Genomic DNA, 24857 nt, shown 5'->3' with positions numbered 1-24857 from the left:
GCCTTGCGCGCGATGGACGGGCAGGGCGCCGACGTGATCCGGCGGCCGGCCCTTGGCGGCGTAGATGGCAGCAACGGCTGCCGGGTTCTCGGCGTCGGCGCCGAGGCCGTATACGGTTTCGGTCGGAAAAGCGACCAGCTGCCCGCCCTTGAAGGCGCGCAGCAGGGCGATCGCCACCGGGTGCGAGGGGCAGCGCAACCCGACCGTGTCCTGGCCGCCGCTCACCGCATCCGGAATGTTCGGGGCGCGCTTCAGGATCATGGTCAGCGGGCCGGGCCAGAAGGCTTCGGCCAGCGCATGCGCCTCCGGCGGAATATCGCAGGCCCAGTGCGCGATGTCCGCTTCCGGCGCCAGGTGCACGATCACCGGGTGATCCTGCGGCCGGCCCTTGGCGGCGTAGATGGCAGCAACGGCTGCCGGGTTCTCGGCGTCGGCGCCGAGGCCGTATACGGTTTCGGTCGGAAAAGCGACCAGCTGGCCGGCTTCGAGTGCGCGCGCGCCGGCTTCGATGGCGGCCTGGCCGACATTCTCGTTCAGGCCGCGCTCGTCCATGCTGTGCTCGTTCGTGCTCACGCTGCGATCCCCAGGATGGCGCAGGCTGCGCGCAATTGTTCCTGTGCTTGCGCCAGCGTTGGCGCGACAAAAGTCACGTGGCCCATCTTGCGGCCACGGCGCGGATCGTCCTTGCCGTACAGGTGCAAAAAGGCGCCCGGCAGCGCCAGCACGCGGTCCCAGGCGGGTTCGCGTTGCTGGTCGCCGCCGCTGCCCTCTTCAAACCAGACATCGCCCAGGATGTTCAGCATCACGGCCGGCGAATGCTGGCGCACATCGCCCAGCGGCAGGCGCGCCATGGCCCGCACCTGCTGTGCGAACTGGCTCGTCACGCAAGCGTCGATCGTGTAGTGGCCGCTGTTGTGCGGACGCGGCGCCATTTCGTTGACGACCAGCGAGCCGTCTTCGAGCACGAAGAACTCGATGCAGAGCACGCCCACATAGCCGAGTTCGGCCACGATGGCGCGCGCCGCATCCTGCGCCTTCTGCGCGCATTCGGCCGACACGTTCGGGCCCGGCACGGTGGTGGTGAACAGGATGCCGTCGCGGTGCACGTTCTCGGCAATCGGATACACCACGGATTGCCCGTCGGCGCCGCGCGCGGTCAGCACCGAGACCTCGTAGGCCAGCGGCAGCATCTTTTCCAGCAGACAGGTCACGCCGTTCATGGAGTCGAAGGCGGCGCGCACGTCCTCGCGGCTCTTCACGCGCACCTGACCCTTGCCGTCGTAACCCATGCGCACGGTTTTCAGGATACCCGGCAGCAGATCGTCACCGATGGCCTGGATGTCTTCCAGCGAGGCGATCACCTTGTGCGGCGCCGGCAGCACGCCGGACTTGGCCGCGCAATCAACGAAGAAACGCTTTTCCAGCACGCGGTCCTGGGCAATCGCCACGCACGAACCCGCAGGGGCGACGAAACTGCCCTGCGCCAGCAAATTCATGCTGTCGGCCGGCACGTTCTCGAACTCGGTGGTGACGGCGCTGCACAGGGCGGCCAACTGGCCGAGGGCGATGCTGTCGTCGTAGCCGGCCTGGACCAGGCGCTCTGCGACCTGCCCGGCCGGGCAGTCGGCACTCGGCTCCAGCACGGCGACCTTGTAGCCCATCGCCTGGGCGGCGTGGGCGAACATGCGGCCGAGCTGGCCGCCTCCCATCACGCCCAACCAGGTCGGCGGGTTGGCGGTGGGAAGAAACGAAGGATGCTGCGAATTACTCATACGATCTCATACGGGCAGGGTCATCGCCTGGGCGGCGGCGGTCTGGTCCTTGCGGAACTGTTCCAACTGGGCGGCCAGGGCATCGTCGCCGGCGGCGATGATCGCCACCGCGGTCAGCGCGGCATTCGCGGCGCCGGCTTCGCCGATGGCGAAGGTCGAGACCGGCACGCCTTTCGGCATCTGCACGATCGACAACAGCGAATCCTCGCCGCGCAGGTATTTCGACGGTACCGGCACGCCCAGCACCGGCACGATGGTTTTTGCCGCCACCATGCCCGGCAGATGGGCGGCCCCACCGGCGCCGGCGATGATGGCGCGCAGGCCGCGCGCACGCGCCGTCTCGGCATAGCGGAACATCTCGTCCGGCATGCGGTGCGCCGAAATGACCTGCGCCTCGAAGGGCACGCCGAATTGCTTCAGCACGTCGACGGCGTTCTTCATCACGTCCCAGTCGGACGAGGAACCCATGATGACGCCGACCAGCGGCTTGACTGCTTGTTCGGTCATCTTAAACTTTCAGCTTTTCGCCGGTCAGGCGTTCGATGGCTTCGAAGTACTTGGCCTGGGTCTTGGCGATCACGTCCGCTGGCAGCGCTGGCGCCGGCGCGGTCTTGTTCCAGTCGCTCAGGGTTTCCAGGTAGTCGCGCACGAACTGCTTGTCGAACGACGGCGGCGACATGCCCGGCGCGTACGAATCGGCCGGCCAGAAGCGCGACGAATCGGCCGTCAGCACTTCGTCCATCAGGTGCAGCACGTTGTTCTCGTCGAGGCCGAATTCGAACTTGGTGTCGGCGATGATGATGCCCTTGGTCGCGGCGTATTCCAATGCGGCGGTGTAGAGGGCGATCGAGACCTCGCGCATTTTCGCGGCCAGTTCGGCGCCGATGCGCTCTTCCATCTCGGCGAACGAGATGTTCTCGTCGTGCTCGCCGATGTCGGCTTTCGCGGCCGGGGTGAACAGCGGCTCGGGCAGTTTATCGGCCTGGCGCAGGCCTGCCGGCAATTCGATGCCGCAAATCTTTCCGCTTGCCTGATAGTCCTTCCAGCCGGAACCGATGATGTAGCCGCGCACCACGGCTTCGACCAGGATCGGTTTGAGGCGCTTGGCAACCACGGCGCGGCCGCGTACCTGCTCGACTTCATCGGCAGCCACGACGCTTTCCGGCGCCACGCCGGTCAGGTGGTTCGGCACGATGTGGCCGAGTTTCTCGAACCAGAAATCGCTCATCTGGTTCAGGACCATGCCCTTGCCCGGGATCGGCTCGTTCATGACGACGTCGAACGCCGACAGGCGGTCGGTGGTGACGATCAGGATCTTGTCGTCGCCGACAGCGTAGTTATCGCGCACTTTGCCGTGGCCGAGCAGTGGCAGGGACTGGATCGTGGATTGGTAGAGGCTGTTCATAGAAGGAGTATCAGGGAAACAGAAGCGGCGGACACAGCAATCGCACCCGCCGAAAAGAAGCGCGGGCTGCCGCAGCAGCCCGTTCCAAACGCTATATTACTTTACAACCTGGGCCAGCTCGCCGGCCTTGTAACGCTCGGCCATTTTTTCGAGCGGAATCGGCTTGATCTTGGCGGCCATGCCTTCGCAGCCGAACGACTGGAAGCGCGCCTTGCACACTTCCATCGCCGCTTCGCGCGCCGGCTTCAGGTAGTCGCGCGGGTCGAACTTCGACGGGTTCTGGAACATGTACTTGCGGATCGCCGCGGTCATGGCCAGGCGGATGTCGGTGTCGATGTTGATCTTGCGGACACCGTGCTTGATGCCTTCCTGGATCTCTTCGACCGGCACGCCGTAGGTCTCTTTCATGTCGCCGCCGAATTCGCGGATGATGGCCAGCAGCTCTTGCGGCACCGACGAGGAACCGTGCATCACCAGGTGGGTGTTCGGGATGCGCGCGTGGATTTCCTTGATGCGGTCGATGGCCAGGATGTCGCCGGTCGGCTTGCGGGTGAATTTGTAGGCGCCGTGCGAAGTGCCGATGGCGATCGCCAACGCGTCGCACTGGGTGCGGGCCACGAAATCGGCCGCCTGGTCGACGTCGGTCAGCAACTGCTCGCGGGTCATGGTGCCGTCGGCGCCGTGGCCGTCTTCCTTGTCGCCCTTCATCGTTTCCAGGGAACCGAGCACGCCCAGTTCGGCTTCGACGGTCACGCCGATCGAGTGCGCGAATTTCACGACTTCCTTCGAGACTTCGACGTTGTATTCGTACGATGCCACCGACTTGCCGTCGGCTTCCAGCGAACCGTCCATCATCACCGAGGAGAAGCCCGAGCGGATCGCGGCCATGCAGACCGCCGGCGACTGGCCGTGGTCCTGGTGCATGACGACCGGGATGTGCGGGTAGGCTTCGACGGCGGCGTCGATCAGGTGGCGCAGGAAGGCTTCGCCGGCGTACTTGCGTGCGCCTGCCGAGGCTTGCATGATGACCGGCGCGCCGACGGCGTCGGCCGCGGCCATGATGGCCTGCACTTGCTCCAGGTTGTTGACGTTGAATGCCGGCAGGCCGTAGCTGTTTTCAGCAGCGTGGTCCAGCAGTTGACGCAGTGATACGAGTGCCATGGTAGTACTCCAAAACAATAAAGAAACCGTTTCGGGAGCTTCGCTCAAGCGAAGCCTCCATTAATCCTTGTAGGTCTCGCCCACGCGCACGATCTTGAGCGCATTGGTGCCGCCGGCCTCGCCCATCGGCGAGCCCCAGGTCACGACGATGGTGTCGCCCGGGCTGACCATGCCTTCCTTGATCAGGAGCTCTTCCGCCTTGCGCAGCACGGCGTGGCTGCCGCCTTCCTGCAGCAGGGGGAATGCTCGCACGTTCCGGTACAGCGAGGCCTTGCGCTGCGTCGTTTGTGACGGGGTCAGGGCGAAAATCGGGGTGTCGATGTTATGTCGGCTCATCCACAGCGCGGTCGAGCCCGATTCGGTCAGGGCGACGATCGCTTTCACGGCCAGGTGGTGCGCGGTGAACAGGGTGCCGTAGGCAATCGACTGGTCGATGCGGGTGAACTCGACGTTCAGGAAGTCCGTGTCGAGCTTGTTGTATTCGGATTGTTCCGCTTCCAGGCAGATCGCGGCCATCATCTCGACGGTTTCGACCGGGTACTTGCCCGATGCGGTTTCGGCCGAGGTCATGACGGCGTCGGTGCCGTCCAGCACGGCATTCGCCACGTCCGACACTTCGGCGCGGGTCGGCACGGCGTTCACGATCATCGACTCCATCATCTGGGTCGCGGTGATCGCCAGCTTGTTCGAGGCGCGCGCCATGCGGATCATGCGCTTTTGCAGCGCCGGCACGGCGGCATTGCCCACTTCCACGGCCAGGTCGCCGCGCGCGACCATGATGCCGTCCGACGCGTCCAGGATTTCCTGCAACACGGGAATGGCTTCGGCGCGCTCGATCTTGGCGATCATCATCGGCTTGTGCTGGTAAGGCTCGCCAGCGATGTTCGCCAGCTGGCGCGCCATTTCCATGTCGGTCGCGCTTTTCGGGAAGGAAATGGCCAGGTAGTCGGCCTGGAAGCTCATCGCGGTCTTGATGTCTTCCATGTCCTTCGAGGTCAGCGCCGGCGCGGTCAGGCCGCCGCCCTGGCGGTTGATGCCCTTGTTGTTCGACAGCTCGCCGCCAACCTTGACCGTGGTGCAGATTTCGTGGCCGACGACCTTGTCGACGACCAGCACGATCAGGCCGTCGTTGAGCAGCAGCTTGTCGCCCGGACGCACGTCACGCGGCAAGGCCTTGTAGTCGAGGCCGACGCGTTCCTGGTTGCCCAGCTCGCCGTTCTCGCCCCATTTCGCGTCCAGCACGAACTTGTCGCCATTGTTCAGGAAGATCTTGCCTTCTTCAAACTTACCGACGCGGATCTTCGGACCCTGCATGTCGGCCATGATCGCCACCTCCACGCCGCAGGCTGCGGCGGCGCGGCGCACCAGGGCGGCGCGGTCGATGTGGTCCTGGGCCTTACCGTGCGAGAAGTTCAGGCGCACGACGTCGACGCCGGCGCGGATCATCTTGACGAGGATGTCGAAGTCGGTCGAGGCAGGGCCGATGGTGGCAACGATCTTGGTAGCGCAATACATGTTGATCCTTGTTCTTGAAAAAGAGAAGCGCAGCCTGGGCTGCGCTTGTTACTGAGCTTATTGGCTATTACGCTGCAGCAGGATCTCGACTGCCGGCAGGGTCTTCCCTTCCAGGAACTCGAGGAAGGCGCCGCCGCCGGTGGAGATATAGCCGATCTTCTCGCCGATGTCGTACTTGGCGATCGCCGCCAGGGTGTCGCCGCCGCCGGCAATCGAGAAGCCGTTCGAATCCGCAATCGCCAGCGCCAGGGTCTTCGTGCCCTCGGCGAACTGGTCGAATTCGAACACGCCGACCGGGCCGTTCCAGACGATGGTGCCGGCCTTGTTCACCTGCTCGGCCAGCATGGCAGCCGTCTTCGGGCCGATATCGAGGATCATGTCGTCGTCGCTGACGTCCGCCACATCCTTGACGGTGGCAGCGGCGGTCGGCGAAAACTCTTTCGCGCAGACGACGTCGACCGGAATCGGCACCGAGGCGCCGCGCGCGCTCATCATGTCGATGATCGATTTCGCTTCAGCGACCAGGTCGTTCTCGACCAGCGACTTGCCGATGTTCAGGCCGACGGCCTTCATGAAGGTGTTGGCGATGCCGCCACCGACGACCAGGTTGTCGACCTTGCCGGCCAGGCTTTGCAGGATCGAGAGCTTGCTCGACACTTTCGAGCCCGCCACAATGGCCAGCAGCGGACGCGCCGGCTGGCCCAGCGCTTTACCGAGTGCGTCGAGTTCCGCGGCCAGCAATGGGCCAGCGCAGACGACAGGGGCGAACTTGGCGATGCCGTGGGTGGTCGCTTCGGCGCGGTGGGCGGTGCCGAAGGCATCGTTCACATACACGTCGCAGAGCTTGGCCATCTTCTGGGCCAGTTCATCAGAATTCTTCTTTTCACCTTTGTTGACGCGGCAGTTTTCCAGCAGCACGACCTGGCCTGGGGCCACGTCCACGCCATCGACCCAGTCCTGCTTCAGTTCGACGGGTTGGCCGAGCAGCTCGGACAGGCGCGCGGCGACCGGCGCCAGCGTGTCTTCCGGCTTGAATTCGCCCTCGGTCGGGCGGCCCAGGTGCGAGGTGACCATGACGGCGGCGCCGGCTTTCAGGGCGGCCTGGATCGCCGGCACCGAAGCGCGGATGCGCGTGTCTTCGGTGATGTTGCCGGCGTCATCTTGCGGCACGTTCAAGTCGGCACGGATGAAGACGCGCTTGTTTTTCAGCGCATCGCGGTCGATCAGGTCTTGCAAGCGGGTGAAACTGAGAACGGCGTCCATGGCGACTCAACAGTGAAATAATGAAAGAACGATATTCTACCGCAGCAAACCCCAAGAAACCGTTGCGAGCGGCAGGAGTGTTGGCCGAGAAGCGCAGCTGTACGAATGTACAGCGAGCTATCGCCTTGGCGGCGCAGGCCGACAATCCAACGCGCAGTAGGTTTATTGGGGATTGCTAGGCTGCACCCTGAAAAACGTGCATTACCCGCAACAGTGTGAAAGCAAGCATGCCGAATACAATCGTCTGCAGCATGTTGCGGCGCCAGAGGTAAAAACCGAGCGCGGCAATGCCGCCCAGCAGTTTTGGATTGCCCAGTTCCAGGTGCACATTGCCGCCGCTATCGAGCAACAGGTCGGGGCCGATGATGGCCGCTAGCGCGCAGGCCGGTGCGTAGCGCAGCATGTCCTGGATGCGCGGCGGAATGCTGACCTTGTGACCGATCAGCCAGAAGCCGCTGCGGGTGATGGCGGTGGACAGCGCCAGCACGCCAATGACGACCCAGATTTCCCACTCAGCCATGGCGCGCCTTTCGCTTTTCAGTCAATTTCTCGGTTACCAAGGCCGCCACCATGCCGGCCACCACCGCGACCAGCAGGCCCAATTTATAGGGAAAACCGTTCGCCAGCACCGCCACCGCGCCGGCCACCAGCACGCCGCACAACGCGGCGCTGTTGATGATCAGCGGCACCGTGATGCAGAGGATGGCCAGCGTGCCGGCAAAGCCCAGGCCCCATTCGCTGGGGATCGTGCTGCCGAGGAAGATGCCGATCAGCGAGCCGGTTTGCCACGCGCACCAGTTCGGGAACATCAGCCCTTTCAAATACGACAGCTTGCCCTTCACCGGCACCGCGGTCGGAAATCGCTGCAGGAACATCGCCACCGTCAAGTCGCCAGAGATATAACCGTAGAACAAACGCTGGCGCCAGGGCAGGTGCGTGAAGTGCGGCGCCAGCAGGGCCGAGAAGATCACGAAACGCAAATTCACGACCAGCGCGGTGGCGAAGACCACCCAGATCGGCGCATGCGCAACGATCAGCGGCAAGGAAGCCAACTGGGCGGAACCTGCGAACACCAGCAAGGTCATACCGCACGCCTGCCACACCGTGAGCCCGGTCTTGACCATGGCAATACCGACCACCATGCCCCATGCGGCAATACCGAACAGCGTCGGCATACCCGTCTTCAGGCCTTCGCGCCAGAGTTCGGGATCGTGTTCTTCGATAACGGGAGTCGATTGCGTGGCTGGCGGCGCGCTCATGTCGCCTTCCTGCAACAGCCTGGGTGAGTTACAGCGAGAACGAAACCAAAATGATGGGACATGAAACGTCGAGAAATGAAGGTCTTGAATTCGGCCTGGCAGGTGACCGTAAGGTGGGCACGCTGTGCCCACGCGTTACCTGCCTATGCGCTGGCCCGCTGCCGAAGGCTGTCGCTCGCATCGCGTCCGCGAGCCGCACGCTGATGTGATCATTCCGGCATTCTACCGATCATCCCGCCCCCTCGCTCGAATCCGTTAAAATCCCATCTTTATCCAAACCCTGCCCGACGGAGAATTGCAATGAACGTAAAGACGATGCCTGTGGTCGAACTGGAGGCCAAAGACCTGCCGGCCCACTGCCCGAACCCGGCCATGCCGCTGTGGTCGTCGCACCCGCGCGTCTTCCTCGACTTCGACCATGAAGGCACGGCCAAGTGCCCGTACTGCGGCACCCACTACCGCCTGGCCGCCGGCGTCGAGTTCAAGCACCACTGATCCGGCGCGCGGCCGTCGTTCGCCGCATACTTTCGCCGCATGCCCATGCAATACCGCGCCCCAGGGTGGCTGCCCGGCGGCCACCTGCAAACCATCTACCCGGCGACCTGCGTCGCCAAGCCGCCGGTCGCCTACCGGCGCGAGCGCTGGGGCGTGCACGACCCGCTGCTGGGCGATGACTTCGTCGACGTCGATTTCGTCGACGGCGAACCGGGTAAACCTTTGGTCGTGCTGTTCCACGGGCTGGAAGGTTCCTCGCACAGCCATTACGCGCGCGGCCTGATGGCGGCACTGGCTGCGCGCGGCTGGTCCGGCGCGGTGCCGCATTTCCGCGGCTGCTCCGGCGAAGCCAACCTCACGCCGCGTTTCTACCACTCCGGCGACGCCGCCGAAATCGACTGGATCATGGCGCGTTTGCGCAAACGTGCGCCGGGTCCGCTGTACGTGGCCGGCGTCTCGCTCGGCGGCAACGCCCTGTTGCGCTGGCTGGGCGAATCCGGCCACGGTGCCGGTTTCGTCACGGCCGCCGCCGCGATTTCCGCCCCGCTCGACCTGGCGCGCGGCGGCGAAGCCCTGTCCTCGGGCCTGAACATGCTCTACACGCGCATGTTCCTGCAAACCCTGAAGCCGAAGTGCCTGGCCAAGCTGGAACAATTTCCCGGCCTGTTCGACAAGACGGCCCTGCTCGCTGCGCGCGACCTCTACGCCTTCGACAATGTGGTGACCGCGCCCCTGCACGGCTACCGCGACACCGACGACTACTGGCACCGCGCCAGCGCCCGCCACGTGCTGATGGATATCACGGTCCCGACGCTGGTCCTGAACGCGCGCAACGATCCCTTCCTGCCGGGCCAGTATTTACCCTCTTCTGCCTCGCAGGCGGTGACGCTGGAATATCCCGAAGAAGGCGGCCACGTCGGCTTTCCTGCCGGCCCCTTCCCGGGCCGGATCGACTGGCTGCCGGCGCGCATCCTTTCCTTCTTCGACGACCTGTCCATGCGCGCGCCGAATGACCCGGGTTTATGCAATGCTGCAGCCCATGGATGACATCGTAAAACAGGCAATGGCCAAGTGGCCGAACGTGCCGCACTGCTACGGCTGGCTGGCACTCGACGCGCGCGGCGCCTGGCGCATGCGCGACGAAGCGGCGCAGGGGGCCAATGCACCCGGCGACAAGCTGAACAACCCGACGCTGGTCGGCTTCATCAACCGCAATTACGCGCACGACGAGCAGGGCCGCTGGTATTTCCAGAACGGCCCGCAGCGCGTGTACGTGAATCTCGAAGCGACGCCCTTCATCGCGCGCACCGACCCGGCCCAGGGCATGACGGTGCAGACCGGCGCCGCACTGCCCTCCATCGAGCGCCTGTTCCTGACCGAGTCGGGCGAGGCCATCGTGCAGGCGGGCGAGATCGTCGCCCAGGTCGACGACCGCGACGTGGCGCCATTGTTCGAGCATCTGGAATTGAATGGGAAGCCTGTTGGCGACGAAGCCTTGCTGGCCTGGCTCGACAATGAAACCGGAACGCTGACGCTGAACTACCGCGGCGCCCAGGTGCCGGTGGAGCGGGTGGCGCGTGATGCGCTGCCGCAGCGCTTCGGCTTCGTGCGCACGCCGGCGCCGGCCTGATTCAGCCGCGCCGGTCGGCTGGAGGCGTGCTGTTTTTCCTCCTGGCAGACAAGGCTGTCACGAGTCCGATCCCGCAGCCGACAAACGCGGCCCGATACCAGTCGAGCGCATGCGTGTCACTGAAGAATCCGGTATAGATGAGGGTGCCTACGGCGCCACCGGCCGCGGCAAGAAGAAATTTTTTCATCAACGGTCATACCCCTGGCAATAAGTAGACCGCGCCGGCATTGGCGGCAAGCTGGTGTCCACGCTCACTTGACCTTCTCTTCGAGTTCTTTCAGCTCGCGCTGGCGTTCCTTGATCTCGCGTTCGCGGGCGTCGATCACCGACTGTTCATAGAAGCTGGCGTCGCCCGCCTTGCGCGCAAAGTTCAGCTGGTCCACCGCCGCCGGCATGGCGCCGGCCAGCACATAGGATTCGGCCAGCGCCATGTGCTGCAGCGCGATCTTGCCCTGGCTGGAATAGGCTTTCGCCATCAGGTCGTAGAGCTTCGGATCTTCGCGGTACATGCGCACTTGGTCGCGCAGGTAGCGCGTGGCATCCTCGAACTTGCCGGCGGCAATCATCGCTTCGGCATACTGGCGTGCCAGCGCGCGCGACAGCGGGTAGGCGTGGATGGCCTGCTCGGCATCCTTCACCGCACCTTGCAGCACGTCTTTCGGCTGGCCCGCCGCCAGCCTGATCTCCAGGTCGAGCCCGGCAAACATGGCGCCGCCGTCGCTGGCGGGCGCCGCCGACAGCACGCCCTCCTTCGGCTTCATGCTGGCGCGCGATTTATCGAGCCAGCTGCGCGCCGCCGCCAGGTCGCCCTGCTTCAGCGACAGGTAGGCCAGGCCGTACTGGGCCGCCACCTGCTGCTGGCGTTGCGGCTGGCCCATCTGCGTTTCGAAAGTGGTGCGGGTATCGCGCAGGCCGGTCGTGCTGCCGTCCTGCAGCACGCGGGCGCGCGCCTTGGCCAGGTGGAATTCGATGGCGTCGGCGCGCTGGCGCTGCGGCGTTTCGCGGATGCGCGCCTGGATGTCGGCAATGCGCTCGCCGGTCAGCGGGTGACTGCTGAGGAAGGCCGGCATTTCGCCATATACCTTGTTGGCGCTTTGCAGGCGCTTGAAGAAGGCGACCATGCCCGTGGTGTCGTAGCCGCCGGCGCTCATGATCTGGAAGCCGACCCGGTCGGCCTCGCGCTCGGCATCGCGGCTGAAGGACAGCTGGCGGTCGAGCGCCAGGCCCTGCCCGCCCATCAGCACGCCCATTGCCGCATCCGGACTGGCGCGCGCGGCCAGCGCCGCCAGGATCATGGCCGCGATCGGCAGCAGCGCATCCTGCTTTTGCTGGCCGAGCATGCGCGCGATGTGGCGCTGCGACACGTGGCCGATCTCGTGCGACATTACCGAGGCCAGTTCCGACTCGGTCTGCGCCGCGATCAGGAGGCCCGAATGGATGCCGATATAGCCGCCAGGCAGGGCAAAGGCGTTCAGCACCGGGTCGCGCACCGCAAAGAAGCCGAAATCGGAGCCGGTTTCGCCGCGCGCGCCGGGCGCGGCATCGACCAGGGCGCCGCCGAAATGGTTCAGGTAATCGAGGATCTGGTCGTCGTCGAGGTAATCGCGGTCGCGCCGGATCTGGCGCATGATTTCCTCGCCCAGCTTGCGCTCGGTGACCGGCGACAGGTCTTCGCGCGCGGCGTCGCCCAGGGTCGGCAGGCGCGGCCCGCTGGCGGCATTCGGGGATTGCCCGGACGCCGGCGTCCAGGCGAAACCGGTTGCGGTCGTCACGAGCAGGACGGCCAGGGAACGGCGCCAGCGCCGGGAGCGTGTCCGGAACGTGGGCAGGAACGCGGAATAGGTCAGCGATTTCACGGTGCTATGATAACCGCATCCGCGCACGGCTTGCCGCGAGCGGAAACACTTTCTTACTCGAGCATACCAACACGACCATGACCAGTTCCAAGCCGACCACCAGTACCAGCCCGCTCACCCATTTCGACGCCAGCGGCCAGGCCCACATGGTCGACGTCGGCGCCAAGCAGGAAACCCATCGCATCGCGGTGGCGGCCGGCACCATCCGCATGCAGCCGGCCACCCTCGACCTGATCCAGTCGGGCAGCGCGAAGAAGGGCGACGTGCTCGGCATCGCCCGCATCGCCGCCATCATGGGGGCGAAACGCACCAGCGACCTGGTGCCGCTGTGCCATCCGCTGCCGATTACGCGGGTGGCTGTCGATTTCGAGGTGGATGCTGCTGCGAATAGCGTGCATTGCCGCGCCCAGGTGGAAACCGTGGGCAAGACCGGGGTCGAGATGGAGGCGCTGACCGCGGTGCAGGTCGGCTTGCTGACGATTTACGACATGTGCAAGGCGGCCGACCGCGGCATGGTCATGACGAATGTGCGGGTGCTGGAAAAGCACGGCGGGAAATCGGGCGATTGGACAGCGGCTGTATAGCCGTCGTTCGGCCAGCCCGACATCCCTTCATAAGCAAGGGGCCGTCTTTGCACCCGGCAGGGTGCTCAGGGGCTTGAAGCCGGCTGCGGCAGCTGCAGCCTCCTCACCGATCGGAAGCTCGAAGATCCCGATCTTGCCGTCCGGGACACCGCATACTGCCGGCACAGGCTGGCCATCCGTCCCGCACTCGGCGGAGCGAACCTGGACGTTGGCCGCTGTTAGTTGCGCTTGCAGGGCGCTGAGCGAAAGACCGCCGCCGCTGCACTGGAGCGAGCCCGTCGCTTTAAACACCTTGATTCCGGCGGCTCGGGTCTCGATGTCAGGTCCCCCACTGTCACCGCCACCACACGCGGCCAACGATGCTACTGCCAAAACTGGAAGCAATATACGCATATCAGTGTCCTTGTTATCTATTGTGACGACGATATCGTCGCTCTACCAGAGTATGTACGCACGTTGCAAATCTAACAAGTTCCAGTTGTCATCAAATTGTCATCACATTGTCATGCCATCCAGTCGGTAGCGCCAGCGACCTGGTGCCACCGATGTGCAAGGCGGCCGGCCGCGGCATGGTGATGACCAACGTGCGGGCGCTGGAAAGGCACGTTGGCAAGAGCGGCGGCTGGGCCCGGCACATCGACGGATGATGCGACACCGCTCAAGCGGCTGCCTCAACCCTTGCCTACCAACTGTTCGCGCTTCGCGATGTACTCCTGCCCAGTGATCAGGCCTTGCGAAAGGGAGTGATTGAGTGTTGCAAGCCGAGCTTCCGGACTCTCCGGATCGAGCGTGGGGTCCACCGGTGGCGCTGTCGGAACCATGGGAGCGCGGGCACAGGCCGCCTCGATATCCCGCATGATCTGCCACTCATTCAGTCGCGAGCGGCCCCTGCCGTCATTCACCAGACCCACGTAAATTTGGCCCATCGTCAAGGTCATGGAGCGTAGTTGCGGATTGGCTGGATCACGGGCAAGCAGAGACAAGCACTGCTTGTACTGATTCCTGGCTGCTCTAGTTTCCTTCGTTTGGTAGATTGCTACGGCAATCAATGCAGCGATCACGGCGATGACCGCCCCTACCGTTAGAACGGAAAACAACATGCTGTCCCCTGGCTATTAAGTTCAATTCTGCAACATTACCTTTGTGCAGGAAACGAATCAATCAGGGACATGTAAATTGATATCTGGTACATGTTTTCGCGACACCAGACGCACCGCTTGGCCAGCACGCCAGGTCTGTGGACGTTGGCCGCTGTCGGCTGCGCTCGAAGGGCTGCGAGCGCGACGCCACCGCCGCTGCACTGCAACGAGCCCGCGCCTGCTCGAGTGCGCACAAGAATTAATAACTTCACAGTTTCTCATCGTCTTCATACCTATCATATGAATACCCAGCATTAGGAAAACCGTGAACAAGACCTGCTACGCACGATGGGGCCTGGGCCTCGCTCTTGCCGCCGCTTCGTTTTCCATGGCGGCAAGCGGCGCCCTGCCCTGCCGCCCGGACGGCGGCTCGCCGGCCGCGCTGGCCGCCCTGGCTGCGGACATCCGTTCCGGCGACACCTTTTATCGCTACCTGGCCGCACGCAAGGGCGCTCCGTCGGTATGCAGGGGCAAGGCCGGTGCGGCGGAAGGTGCGGCAGAAGGCGCGGCAGACCAGGCGGCGCAAAGCTGGCTGGCATTTTCCTGGCCCGACGGGTCGCGTTTCGAAAGAACGGTCCTGCCGCCCGAAATATCCATCATGCGTTACGCGCGCGCGGGCGGCCTGCCCGACGCGAAAGGGGCAGCTGCGCGCCTATGCCGACAAGCGCGGGCTGCACATCGACTGGACGGCGCCCTACCACCTGCACGAGGACGGCGCACGCATCGTCGAGTACCGCGACAAGGACCCAGGCGTCAACGGCATCGCCCGCCTGACCTATGCGCGGCACACGCTGGTTGCCGTATCGCTCAGCGTGGCGCCCTGAACCGCGCAGGCGCGTGCCCGCAGCTGCCTCCCATTCCGGTCATTTCTGCAACGTGTTAAATTGCTGGTTTGCCCGCGGCACAACCATGCGCGCGAAACACAAAAACACCGAGACACGTTGAAGAGGATCGAATGACATTACGCTTGCTGATGCTGGGCGCGGCCGTGGCCGCCTCCAGCGCCGTCGCCGCGCCGCGCGGCCTGACCGTGGAAGACCTGGTGACCCTGGAACGCGTCGGCGCCCCGGTGCTGTCGCCGGATGCCAGCCGCGCCGTCTACACCGTGCGCAGCACGGACATGGACAAGAACCGCGGCCATACCAAACTGTGGATGGTCGACTTGCGCGGGGCTAAATCCGCCCCAACCGTCTTCGTCAGCGACGCGAGCAGCAGCACCGATCCAGAATGGTCGCCGAAGGGCGACGCTGTCTACTTCCTCTCAAACCGCTCGGGCAGCTCGCAGGTGTGGCGCCAGCCGGCCGCCGGCGGCGCGCCGGTGCAGGTGACGAACCTGCCGCTGGACGTCGACAACTTCCGCGTTTCCCCAAGCGGCGACCGCATCGCCCTGAGCATAGCCGTGTTCCGCGACTGCGCGGACCTGGCCTGCACGGAGACGCGCCTGAAGGAACAAGCCAAGAACAAGGCCAGCGGCAAGGTCTACGACCGCCTGTTCGTGCGTCACTGGGACACCTGGAACGATGGCCGCAATGCTGTCCTGTTCTCGGCCGCGCTGGATGGCAAGGGCGTGGTGAGCGGCGCGCCGGTCAGCCTGTCGGGCTCGCTCGACGGCGACGTGCCCTCGAAACCCTTTGGCGACCGCGAGGAATACCGTTTCAGCCCGGACGGCAAGACCGTCGTGTTCGCCGCGCGCATCGCCGGCAAGACCGAAGCCTGGTCGACCAACTTCGACCTGTACAGCGTGCCGGCCGCCGGCGGCGCCGCACCGCGCAACCTCACCGCCGAGAATCCGGCCTGGGACACCAAGGCCGTGTTCTCGCCGGACGGCCGCACTCTCGCCTACCTGGCCATGGCGCGCCCGGGCTTCGAAGCCGACCGCTACCAGATCATGCTGATGGACGTAGCCACCGGCGCCAAGCGCAAGCTGGCCGCCGACTGGGACCGCTCGGCCGGCGGCCTGCAGTGGAGCGCTGACGGCAAGTCGGTCGTGGTCGATGCCGAGGACATCGGCCAGCACCGCCTGTTCCGCATCGAGGTCGCTAGTGGCAAGATCACGCCATTGACCGACAAGGGGTCGATCGGCGGCTTCGACGTGCGCGGGAATACCGTCGCCTATTCGCTCGCCACTCTGAACTCACCGGCCCAGCTGTATTCGGTGAAACTGGCTGGCGGCAAGTCGCAGCAACTGACCACGAATAACGCCGACAAGCTGGCCGACGTGCGCTTCGGCGAGTTCGAGCAGTTCTCGTTCAAGGGCGCGGGCGGCGACACCGTCTACGGTTACGTGATGAAACCGTGGAACGCCACGCCGGGCGCGAAGTACCCGGTCGCCTTCCTGGTGCACGGCGGCCCGCAGGGCAGCTTCGGCAATGCCTGGAGCTACCGCTGGAATCCGCAAATCTATGCCGGCGCCGGCTACGCCGCCGTGTTCATCGACTTCCACGGCTCGACCGGCTACGGCCAGAAGTTCACCGACGCCATCAGCGGCGACTGGGGCGGCAAGCCGCTCGAAGACCTGCAAAAGGGCCTGGCTGCGGCCGTCGAAAAATTCCCGTGGCTGGACCGCGAGCGCAGCTGCGCACTCGGCGCTTCCTACGGCGGCTACATGATGAACTGGATCGAGGGTAACTGGCCGGACGGCTTCAAGTGCATCGTCAACCACGACGGCGTGTTCGACACCCGCGGCATGGCTTACTCGACCGAGGAACAATGGTTCACCGACTGGGAAAGCGGCGGCCCCTACTTCACCGTTCCGGAAAACCATGAGCGCTTCAACCCGGTGCACCACGTGAACAAGTGGAAGACGCCGATGCTGGTGGTCCAGGGCGACCTCGACTTCCGCATCCCGACCGCGCAAGGCCTGTCGACCTTCACGGCGCTGCAGCGCAAAGGCATCGAAAGCAAGTTCCTGATGTTCCCGGATGAGAACCACTGGGTGCTGAAGCCGGCCAACTCGGTGCTCTGGCACCACACCGTGATCGACTGGCTCGACCATTACCTGAAGCGCTGAGCCGTTCGCGCCCCCGCTTTCAGTTCTCCAAGCCCGCTCCTGTAGCGGGCTTTTTTGTGGAATGTGACAATGGGCGTTTTTTCATTTGAGCAACGGCTGGTATCATAGCGGGCTTTGCTGGATTGATAACCAGTTATCAGGATACCCACCATGCATGTTGGCCAGGCGCACGAACTCAAACCCGAGGATATCGATTTCGAGTCCATGAACTTGCAGGTCGGCACGCGTCTGCAACTCCTCACCCACCGCCGCATCAAGCCCGTCCAGCATTTTTCTAGCCTGATCGGCTACCTGAAGGACGAGTACATCATCCTCAAGATCCCAATGGAAAATGGCGCGCCGATCGCCCTGGCCGAAGGCGAGCGCCTGACGATCCGCGTGTTCTCTGGGATCAAGGTGTGCTCGTTCGTCTGCACCGTCGAGCGCGTGTTCATGCGGCCGCTATTCTACGTACACGTGTCGTTCCCGAAATCGGTACAGGGCACGAGTTTACGCACGGCGATGCGGGTAAAGGTGGACTTGCCGGCCCGGCTGGGCGGGGAAGATCACGCCGGGCAGCAGGCGTGCACCATCGTGAACCTGTCGGTGAGCGGTGCGCTGGTCGAATCGAAGAGCCGGCTGCCGCAGGACGAAGAAGCGCTGACCCTGCAGTTCACGCTGAACGCGCCGCCGGACAACCAGGAAGTGCGGGTTGCCACCAGGGCGGCGATCCGGAATGTGAATGTGGTGCAGGCGGGGGATGGCGAAGTGTACACCTATGGACTGCAGTTCGTGGCGCTCGATGCCGTGCATTACACGCTGCTGCAGAACATGACTTACGAAGCGCTGCTGGCGGATCGGCAGAAGATCGTTTGACTTACATGACGCTTCGCGTTCAGACGCGTTACCAATAAAAAAAGCCGCCCGAGGGCGGCTTTCCTTCATGCAGCTAGCGTATTAGCCGTTGTCTTCGTCATCACCAGCAGCAGCGGTACCTTCGGTGCAACCTGCTGGGCGGAAGTCTGCATCAGCGAAACCCGTAGCGACGCAGTGATACGTGCCGGCGGTGGTGCGGTGCAGAGCGATGGTTGGGGTTTGACCCGTGGCAGCCAGACGACCTGGGTTGGCGATAGTGCAGGTCAGGACAGCGGTATCATTGCCTGGAGCAGCAGCGGCGATGCCCGAGCAGTTACCGGTGGTCGCAGCCAGGCCAGCTTTGTCGCGGTATTGCGTTTCGGTCAGGCCGGTAGCGCCTTCGACGACGGCCATTTCGTAGCCGGTCTTGCCGCCGCTGATGTCGGCGTAGGCAGCAGCTGCTTTCGACTTGGCAATGTAGTTCTGGTATGCAGGAATAGCGACAGCAGCCAGGATACCGATGATGGCAACGACGATCATCAGTTCGATCAGGGTGAAGCCGGCTTGTGCTTTCTTGACGATTTTCATTTGTTTCATGGTGAATCTCCAGAGGGGTAAGTGAATTCGGTTGGTGATGCTTTGCTTGGTGCCACGTTCTACCTATTGCAAGCGCCGTGCCAGGCCATTTCCCCACAAAATCATTAGTTTCTCTGAAACAAAACTGACAAATTACGGCAGAGTCCGCTTCTGGCATGACAAATTTTGTCAGCCAACGCGCAATTTCTGTCAGGCAATGATCGAACGCGCAAAATTTGTCGCCTCCATGCCAGCCCAACTGTTGTCGAAATAAAAAAGGGAGCCCGCAGGCTCCCTTCTCGTGACAAGAACTGTCCGGTATTACAGCATGGCCTTCAGCAGGCGTGCCATTTCCGATGGGTTCTTGGTGGCTTTGATGCCGCACTCTTCCATGATGTCCAGCTTGGCTTGCGCGGTATCGGCGCCGCCCGAGATCAGCGCGCCGGCGTGGCCCATGCGCTTGCCCGGAGGAGCGGTAACACCGGCGATGAAGCCGACGACTGGTTTCTTCATGTTGTCCTTGACCCAATGCGCGGCATTGGCTTCGTCCGGACCGCCGATTTCGCCGATCATGATGACCGCGTCGGTATCAGGATCGTCGTTGAACATCTTCATGATGTCGATGTGCTTCAGGCCGTTGATCGGGTCGCCGCCGATGCCGACTGCCGACGATTGGCCCAGGCCCAGTGCGGTCAGCTGGCCGACTGCTTCATAGGTCAGGGTGCCCGAGCGCGAAACGACGCCGATGCGGCCCTTGCGGTGGATGTGACCCGGCATGATGCCGATCTTGATTTCGTCCGGGGTGATCAGGCCTGGGCAGTTCGGGCCCAGCAGCAGGGTCTTCGAGCCGGCTTTTGCCATGCGGTCCTTCAGGGCCATCATGTCACGGACTGGAATGCCTTCGGTGATGCAGATGGCCAGGTCCAGGTCGGCTTCGACGGCTTCCCAGATGGCGGCTGCGGCGCCTGCCGGCGGCACGTAGATGACCGAGACGGTCGCGCCGGTGGCGGCTTTGGCTTCCGACACGTTGGCGTAGATCGGGATGCCTTCGAAGTCTTCGCCGGCTTTCTTCGGGTTCACGCCAGCAACGAAGGCGGCCTTGCCGTTCGCGTAATCGCGGCACATGCGGGTATGGAACTGACCGGTCTTGCCGGTGATACCCTGGGTGATGACTTTAGTATCTTTGTTGATCAGGATCGACATTTGTTTATTCCTTCGAATTAGGCGTTACCAGCTGCAGCGGCGACCACGGCCTTGGCTGCATCTTCCATCGTATCGGCGGCGATGATCGGCAGGCCGGAGTCGGCCAGCATCTTCTTGCCCAGGTCTTCGTTGGTGCCCTTCATGCGCACGACCAGTGGCACTTTCAGCGAGACGGCTTTCGATGCGGTGATCACGCCTTCGGCGATGACGTCGCAACGCATGATGCCGCCGAAGATGTTGACCAGGATGGCTTTCAGGCCTGGGTTCTTCAGCATGATCTTGAATGCTTCGGTGACTTTCTCAGCCGTCGCACCGCCACCCACGTCCAGGAAGTTGGCCGGCTCGCCGCCGAACAGCTTGATGGTGTCCATGGTGGCCATGGCCAGGCCGGCGCCGTTCACCAGGCAGCCGATGTTGCCGTCCAGCGAGATGTAGGCCAGGTCGAACTTCGATGCTTCGACTTCGGCTGGATCTTCTTCGTCCAGGTCGCGGTAGGCCAGGATGTCCGGCTGGCGGAACAGGGCGTTGGCGTCGAAGTTGAACTTGGCGTCCAGGGCGATGACCTTGCCCGAACCGGTCAGGATCAGCGGGTTGATTTCGGCCAGCGACGAATCGGTTTCCCAGTAAGCCTGGTACAGGCCTTTCAGGTTCTGGCGGGCTTCGGCCAGCGATTCAGCAGGGATGCCGATCTTGGTCGAGATGTCGTCCGCTTCGGCGTCGGTCAGGCCGACCGATGGGTCGATCGCGATCGAGTGGATTTTTTCAGGGTTGCTGTGGGCGACTTCTTCGATGTCCATGCCGCCTTCCGACGAGGCCATCAGCACGACCTTCTGGGTCACGCGGTCGGTGACCATCGAGACGTACAGTTCTTTCTTGATGTCGGCGCCTTCTTCGATCAGCAGGCGGCGCACTTTCTGGCCTTCCGGGCCGGTCTGGTGCGTGACCAGCTGCATGCCCATGATCTGTTCTGCGTATTCCTTGACTTGTTCCAGCGACTTGGCAACTTTCACGCCGCCGCCTTTACCACGGCCGCCAGCATGGATCTGGGCCTTGACGACCCACACCGGGCCGCCCAGCTCTTCAGCTGCCTTGACGGCTTCTTCCACCGACATGCACGGAATGCCGCGCGGTACCGTCACCCCGAACTTCCGGAGGATTTCTTTGCCCTGATACTCATGGATTTTCATGCTGGCTTCCCTTCTTCTCTGTTACTGATTTGGATAGTTAATTAGAAACTTCGTGGAAAACTTCGACAGCGAAGTCTACTCCGGTACGGCCTTGATCGCCCAGCGAGGGTAATACTGTGCCACGGCAGGGCCATCGGCGCGCAAGGCGTGGCAGCGGTCGATCTCGTAAGGACGCTCAGCGTCGCCGGCATCGGCGGCATTGCGCGTCTCGAACGCATCATCGGCGAAGGCCTGGATTGCCGCCGTGGGCAAGACCTGCGCCAGTTCAGTCAGGTGGGTGCAGCCGAGCACGCTTGACAAGCGGTCTTTCAGGTGCAGCCGGAAATGCTTGGCCAGCGACATGCCGATCAGCTTTTTATAAGCGGGACCGATGGTGTCGCAGTAGCCGGGGTACGGTACCGAGTCGGACGAGGCTTCGGCATCGACGATCTCGAGGTCGCGGTTGATGGTGATGCGCAGGCTGAGGTCGTGCACGGCGGTGCCGGCGGGACGCCTGCCGGAGGCGAGCACGATGTCTTGCGCCTTGATGTCGCGGATACGCGCGTCAAGATCCCACAAGCCATCGTCGCGCGCATACGCTTCGACGGTAATGGCGCGCGTGTGCCGGAGCTGGCGCGAAGCGGGAGAAGACAAGGGCATAAAAACGGTGCCGACAGGGCGGCGGTAAATGTATGCAGCCGGTGTGCTTGATTCGCACGTCGCCGCAGCTTCTGCGGCAACAACCGCTCATGCGGCGCTGCTTAAACCGTGAAAGTTTAGCACAGGCGGGTAGCGGTTGCACTCTTACATGCCCGATTGACCATACTGGAAGGCGGGGTATCGCGGGAAGCGTGGCAAGCCTGCCAATGTTGCCGGTGCCCGGGTATGGATACGCGGCGCGGCCCTGCCCGGCTCAGGAAAAGTCGTTGCGGAAGAAGCAGTTCTGGCCGTCGCGGTCGAGGCAGATCTGGGAATCGCTGTCGATGGTGGCGGCCCAGACGGCGTTGCCGGCCTCGGGCTCGGTGCCGTGCCAGACGATGCCGGAGAACGACACCGACAGGGCCGGGCCGACCTCTTCGCGCCAGGAGCCGCGGATTTCGTCGGTATTGCGGCCGGGGCCGCTGGTTTGCAGGACGTAGTCGCCACCGGGTCGCACGTCGAGGACAATGGACATCTCGGCGGTGCTGAGGACGTAGACGCCGGTGGGAGTGACGGGAGGCTGGGCACAGCCGGCGAGGGTGGCAGCCAGTGCCAGTGCGAGCAACGCTTTCATGCTTGTCCTTCTTGTTCGCGTGGGTTGCGGCAAGCGCCGCGAGCTCGGCCGCCCAAAGTGCAGCCGCGTGCAGGCGCCAGCGCGCAGCGCCATCCGTCGTTGAGGAATATGCCAGGCATATCAACGAATGGCGCTCCGCGCTGGCGCCTACAAAAGTTGGTTTAAACGTTACAACGCGCTACAGCGATGTGGGCGGACTAGAAGTCGTCTTCGTCTTCCGGCGCACCCTTGAGTGCTTCGCGCACGGCGCTGCTGGAGAAGCCGCGCGCCATTAGGAAACGCATTTGCTTGCTGCGCCCGGCCGCGTCTTGCGCCACGGTGCCGAACTTGCGGCGCCAGACTTCGACGGCGCGCGCCTTTTCGCTCGAGGCCAGCTCGGACTTGAGCTCGGCCAGGGCTTCGCCGTTCACGCCGTGGCTTTGCAGCTCGGCCACCACACGGCTGTTGCCGTAGCGGGAGGCTTTTCGGTGAATCAGGGATTCGGCGAAACGCTCCTGCGACAGCCAGTTGTTCTTTTCGAGGAAATCGAGGAGGGCTTCGACGTCGTCGCCCTCCTCGGCATGGCGCGCCAGCTTGCGCCCCAGCTCGAGCCGGCTGTGCTCCCTCATGGAGAGGAAGCGCAGGGCCCGTGCCTTCAGGCTCAGCGGTGGCGCGCGCATGATGCTGCCAGTGCTGCCGATACTGCCAAAACCGCGCTCAACTTATTCCGAGACGGCCTTTTCCGGCGCAGCGTCGGCGCTGACCGGCGGCAGCTCGCGCACGCCCAGGGCAGCACGGACCTTGTTTTCGATTTCGCGTGCCAGTGCCGGACGGTCTTTCAGGAACTGACGTGCGTTATCTTTACCCTGGCCGATGCGTTCGCCGTTGTAGCTGTACCAGGAACCCGACTTCTCGACGATCTTGTTGTCGGCGCCCAGATCCAGGATTTCGCCTTCGCGCGAGGTGCCTTCTCCGTACAGGATGTCGAAGTGGGCTTCCTTGAACGGTGGCGCGATCTTGTTCTTGACGACCTTGACCTTGGTTTCGTTACCGATCACCTCGTCGCCCGACTTGATCGAACCGGTACGGCGGATGTCCATGCGCACCGAGGCGTAGAACTTCAGCGCGTTACCGCCGGTCGTGGTTTCCGGGCTGCCGAACATGACGCCGATCTTCATACGGATCTGGTTGATGAAGATGACCAGGGTGTTGGTACGGTTGATCGAGCCGGTGAGCTTGCGCAGCGCCTGCGACATCAGGCGGGCTTGCAGGCCCGGCAGCGAGTCGCCCATGTCGCCTTCGATCTCGGCGCGCGGGGTCAGTGCCGCCACCGAGTCGATGACCACCAGGTCGACCGAACCCGAACGCACCAGGGCGTCGGTGATTTCCAGGGCCTGTTCGCCGGTGTCGGGCTGCGAGATCAGCAGCTCGTCGAGCTTGATGCCCAGCTTTTGCGCATAGGTGACGTCGAGCGCGTGCTCGGCGTCGATGAAGGCGCAGGTGCCGCCGAGCTTTTGCATCTGGGCGATGGTCTGCAGGGTCAGCGTGGTTTTACCCGACGATTCCGGACCGTAGATTTCCACGATACGGCCGCGCGGCAGGCCGCCGACGCCGAGGGCGATGTCCAGGCCCAGCGAGCCGGTGGACACGGTTTGCACTTCCTCGACCGGTGCGCTGGTGTCCATGCGCATGACCGAGCCCTTGCCGAACTGCTTTTCGATTTGCGCGAGGGCGGCAGCCAGCGCCTTGCCTTTTTCGGAGGCATTTACTGCGGATTTTTTGTCGTCCATAATTTTCTTTCAGTCTTGGAGGTAACCAAGGTGTGGGCGCCGTCGCGCGTTTCAATAGCTAGTACTGTATAAAAATCCAGTGGTTTTGGCAAGCGAAAAAATGAAATGTCGGTTTGAGAAAACTCGCATTGTTGCGCTAAATCAAACACAATGAAGGCGGCACCGGGGTTTAATCGAAAAACAAGGTACAACCATGCGAATTCTACTTGCAGAAGATGATAGCGTACTCGCGGACGGGTTGACGCGCTCCCTGCGCCAATCCGGCTACGCGATCGATTGCGTGCGCAACGGCGCCGATGCCGACACCGCCCTCTCCACCCAGGAGTTCGACCTCCTCATCCTCGACCTCGGCCTGCCGCGCATGTCCGGCCTGGAAGTGCTGCGCCGCCTGCGCGCCCGCTCCTCCCTGCTGCCGGTGCTGATCCTCACCGCCGCCGACTCGGTCGAGCAGCGCGTCGAGGGCCTGGACCTGGGCGCCGACGACTACATGGCCAAGCCCTTCGCCCTGTCCGAGCTCGAGGCACGGGTGCGGGCTTTGACCCGGCGCGGCGCCGGCGGCGGCCCGGCCGTGATCCGCCATGGGCCGCTGGTCTACGACCAGGTCGGCCGCAGCGCCTACATCAACGAGCAGATGCTCGACCTCTCCGCGCGCGAACTCGGCCTGCTCGAAATCCTGCTGGCGCGCACCGGGCGCCTGGTCTCCAAGGAACAACTGGTCGACCACTTGTGCGAATGGGGCGAGGAGGTCTCGAACAACGCCATCGAGGTCTATGTGCACCGCCTGCGCAAGAAGATCGAGGTCGGCGGCGTGCGCATCGCCACCGTGCGCGGGCTCGGCTACTGCCTGGAAAAGTATTCCGATGCCGCGCGCTCAGGCGCAGGCGCCGGTGCAGGCGCAGGCGCCGAGCCTGCCAGCGAGCACAAGTGACACGAACCGCAGCGGACAG

27 protein-coding genes are annotated in these 24857 nt (G+C 63.7%); 8 read left to right on the top strand and 19 right to left on the bottom strand.

Annotated features, from left to right (window positions below; all coding sequences use genetic code 11):
• From LK540_RS20750 to LK540_RS20710, 9 genes are all read right to left on the bottom strand, one after another.
• Positions 1–552: L-threonylcarbamoyladenylate synthase (locus LK540_RS20750; RefSeq protein WP_229439223.1), on the bottom strand; the 552-nt coding region annotated here is incomplete at its 3' end.
• A 17-nt stretch (positions 553–569) separates the two neighbouring features.
• Positions 570–1772, bottom strand: a complete 1203-nt coding sequence (locus LK540_RS20745; protein WP_229439216.1) for a 5-(carboxyamino)imidazole ribonucleotide synthase — start codon at positions 1770–1772, stop codon at positions 570–572.
• Positions 1773–1778: 6 nt separating this feature from the next.
• Positions 1779–2279 (bottom strand): 5-(carboxyamino)imidazole ribonucleotide mutase, encoded by a 501-nt coding sequence (gene purE, locus LK540_RS20740; protein ID WP_229439215.1) that lies wholly within the window; start codon positions 2277–2279, stop codon positions 1779–1781.
• 1 nt (position 2280) lies between these two features.
• The gene (locus LK540_RS20735) at positions 2281–3177 is read right to left on the bottom strand and encodes a phosphoribosylaminoimidazolesuccinocarboxamide synthase (protein ID WP_229439214.1); all 897 of its coding nucleotides are present in this window, start codon (positions 3175–3177) and stop codon (positions 2281–2283) included.
• Positions 3178–3273: 96 nt separating this feature from the next.
• Positions 3274–4338 (bottom strand): class II fructose-bisphosphate aldolase, encoded by a 1065-nt coding sequence (fba, locus tag LK540_RS20730; RefSeq protein WP_229439213.1) that lies wholly within the window; start codon positions 4336–4338, stop codon positions 3274–3276.
• Between the two features lie 60 nt (positions 4339–4398).
• The gene (gene pyk, locus LK540_RS20725) at positions 4399–5853 is read right to left on the bottom strand and encodes a pyruvate kinase (RefSeq protein WP_229439212.1); all 1455 of its coding nucleotides are present in this window, start codon (positions 5851–5853) and stop codon (positions 4399–4401) included.
• 57 nt (positions 5854–5910) lie between these two features.
• Complete coding sequence (locus LK540_RS20720) at positions 5911–7116, bottom strand: phosphoglycerate kinase (protein ID WP_229439211.1); 1206 nt, start codon at positions 7114–7116, stop codon at positions 5911–5913.
• A gap of 175 nt (positions 7117–7291) precedes the next feature.
• Positions 7292–7636: an AzlD domain-containing protein gene (locus LK540_RS20715; RefSeq protein WP_229439210.1), complete on the bottom strand. Its 345-nt coding sequence runs from the start codon at positions 7634–7636 to the stop codon at positions 7292–7294.
• Complete coding sequence (locus LK540_RS20710) at positions 7629–8375, bottom strand: AzlC family ABC transporter permease (protein WP_229439209.1); 747 nt, start codon at positions 8373–8375, stop codon at positions 7629–7631. Before LK540_RS20710 ends, LK540_RS20715 begins: the two co-directional genes overlap by 8 nt.
• 300 nt (positions 8376–8675) lie before the next feature.
• On the opposite strand from LK540_RS20710, the gene LK540_RS20705 reads away from it, so the two are divergent.
• From LK540_RS20705 to LK540_RS20695, 3 genes are read left to right on the top strand one after another with little or no spacing between them, the layout of a single operon-like run.
• Positions 8676–8870, top strand: coding sequence for a zinc-finger domain-containing protein (locus LK540_RS20705; protein ID WP_229439208.1), 195 nt, complete (start codon positions 8676–8678; stop codon positions 8868–8870).
• A gap of 45 nt (positions 8871–8915) precedes the next feature.
• On the top strand, positions 8916–9917 hold the full coding sequence (locus LK540_RS20700) for a YheT family hydrolase (protein WP_229439207.1): 1002 nt from the start codon (positions 8916–8918) through the stop codon (positions 9915–9917).
• Positions 9910–10500, top strand: coding sequence for a DUF2946 family protein (locus LK540_RS20695; protein ID WP_229439206.1), 591 nt, complete (start codon positions 9910–9912; stop codon positions 10498–10500). The genes LK540_RS20700 and LK540_RS20695 overlap by 8 nt, the downstream gene beginning before the upstream one ends.
• A 1-nt stretch (position 10501) precedes the next feature.
• On the opposite strand, the gene LK540_RS20690 is transcribed toward LK540_RS20695, so the two are convergent.
• Complete coding sequence (locus LK540_RS20690; RefSeq protein WP_229439205.1) at positions 10502–10687, bottom strand: hypothetical protein; 186 nt, start codon at positions 10685–10687, stop codon at positions 10502–10504.
• Positions 10688–10751: 64 nt separating this feature from the next.
• Positions 10752–12272 (bottom strand): M48 family metalloprotease, encoded by a 1521-nt coding sequence (locus LK540_RS20685; RefSeq protein ID WP_229439204.1) that lies wholly within the window; start codon positions 12270–12272, stop codon positions 10752–10754.
• A 161-nt stretch (positions 12273–12433) separates the two neighbouring features.
• Between LK540_RS20685 and moaC the strand changes: the two genes are divergently transcribed.
• Complete coding sequence (gene moaC, locus LK540_RS20680) at positions 12434–12940, top strand: cyclic pyranopterin monophosphate synthase MoaC (RefSeq protein ID WP_229439203.1); 507 nt, start codon at positions 12434–12436, stop codon at positions 12938–12940.
• A 671-nt stretch (positions 12941–13611) separates the two neighbouring features.
• On the opposite strand, the gene LK540_RS20675 is transcribed toward moaC, so the two are convergent.
• Positions 13612–14040, bottom strand: coding sequence for a hypothetical protein (locus LK540_RS20675; RefSeq protein ID WP_229439202.1), 429 nt, complete (start codon positions 14038–14040; stop codon positions 13612–13614).
• Positions 14041–14570: 530 nt separating this feature from the next.
• Here LK540_RS20675 and LK540_RS20670 point away from each other — a divergent pair.
• The 3 genes from LK540_RS20670 to LK540_RS20660 all read left to right on the top strand — a co-directional run bounded on the left by LK540_RS20670 (position 14571) and on the right by LK540_RS20660 (position 17944).
• Entirely contained in the window at positions 14571–14903 is a 333-nt protein-coding gene (locus LK540_RS20670; protein WP_229439201.1) for a hypothetical protein, read from the top strand.
• Between the two features lie 131 nt (positions 14904–15034).
• On the top strand, positions 15035–17089 hold the full coding sequence (locus tag LK540_RS20665) for a S9 family peptidase (RefSeq protein WP_229439200.1): 2055 nt from the start codon (positions 15035–15037) through the stop codon (positions 17087–17089).
• A 150-nt stretch (positions 17090–17239) separates the two neighbouring features.
• A complete protein-coding gene (locus LK540_RS20660) occupies positions 17240–17944 on the top strand; it encodes a flagellar brake protein (protein WP_229439199.1) in 705 nt (234 codons plus the stop codon).
• 81 nt (positions 17945–18025) lie between these two features.
• Here LK540_RS20660 and LK540_RS20655 read toward each other — a convergent pair whose 3' ends face one another.
• From LK540_RS20655 to recA, 7 genes are all read right to left on the bottom strand, one after another.
• Entirely contained in the window at positions 18026–18520 is a 495-nt protein-coding gene (locus LK540_RS20655) for a pilin (protein ID WP_307729194.1), read from the bottom strand.
• A 300-nt stretch (positions 18521–18820) separates the two neighbouring features.
• Positions 18821–19702: a succinate--CoA ligase subunit alpha gene (gene sucD / locus LK540_RS20645; protein WP_182990013.1), complete on the bottom strand. Its 882-nt coding sequence runs from the start codon at positions 19700–19702 to the stop codon at positions 18821–18823.
• Between the two features lie 17 nt (positions 19703–19719).
• Positions 19720–20889: an ADP-forming succinate--CoA ligase subunit beta gene (sucC, locus tag LK540_RS20640; RefSeq protein ID WP_229439198.1), complete on the bottom strand. Its 1170-nt coding sequence runs from the start codon at positions 20887–20889 to the stop codon at positions 19720–19722.
• Between the two features lie 75 nt (positions 20890–20964).
• The gene (locus LK540_RS20635) at positions 20965–21528 is read right to left on the bottom strand and encodes a DUF2889 domain-containing protein (protein WP_229439197.1); all 564 of its coding nucleotides are present in this window, start codon (positions 21526–21528) and stop codon (positions 20965–20967) included.
• Between the two features lie 253 nt (positions 21529–21781).
• Positions 21782–22141, bottom strand: coding sequence for a hypothetical protein (locus LK540_RS20630; RefSeq protein ID WP_229439196.1), 360 nt, complete (start codon positions 22139–22141; stop codon positions 21782–21784).
• Positions 22142–22338: 197 nt separating this feature from the next.
• Positions 22339–22800, bottom strand: a complete 462-nt coding sequence (gene recX, locus LK540_RS20625) for a recombination regulator RecX (protein WP_229439195.1) — start codon at positions 22798–22800, stop codon at positions 22339–22341.
• A gap of 42 nt (positions 22801–22842) precedes the next feature.
• The gene (recA, locus tag LK540_RS20620; protein ID WP_229439194.1) at positions 22843–23910 is read right to left on the bottom strand and encodes a recombinase RecA; all 1068 of its coding nucleotides are present in this window, start codon (positions 23908–23910) and stop codon (positions 22843–22845) included.
• Between the two features lie 193 nt (positions 23911–24103).
• Between recA and LK540_RS20615 the strand changes: the two genes are divergently transcribed.
• A complete protein-coding gene (locus tag LK540_RS20615; protein WP_229439193.1) occupies positions 24104–24838 on the top strand; it encodes a response regulator transcription factor in 735 nt (244 codons plus the stop codon).
• Positions 24839–24857 lie beyond the last annotated feature (19 nt).

The sequence above is a fragment of the Massilia sp. IC2-278 genome, assembly GCF_020708045.1.
Classification (GTDB): domain Bacteria; phylum Pseudomonadota; class Gammaproteobacteria; order Burkholderiales; family Burkholderiaceae_D; genus Telluria.
The sequence above is the reverse complement of the archived record's forward strand: the minus strand, read 5'-3'. Positions and strand labels throughout refer to the sequence as shown.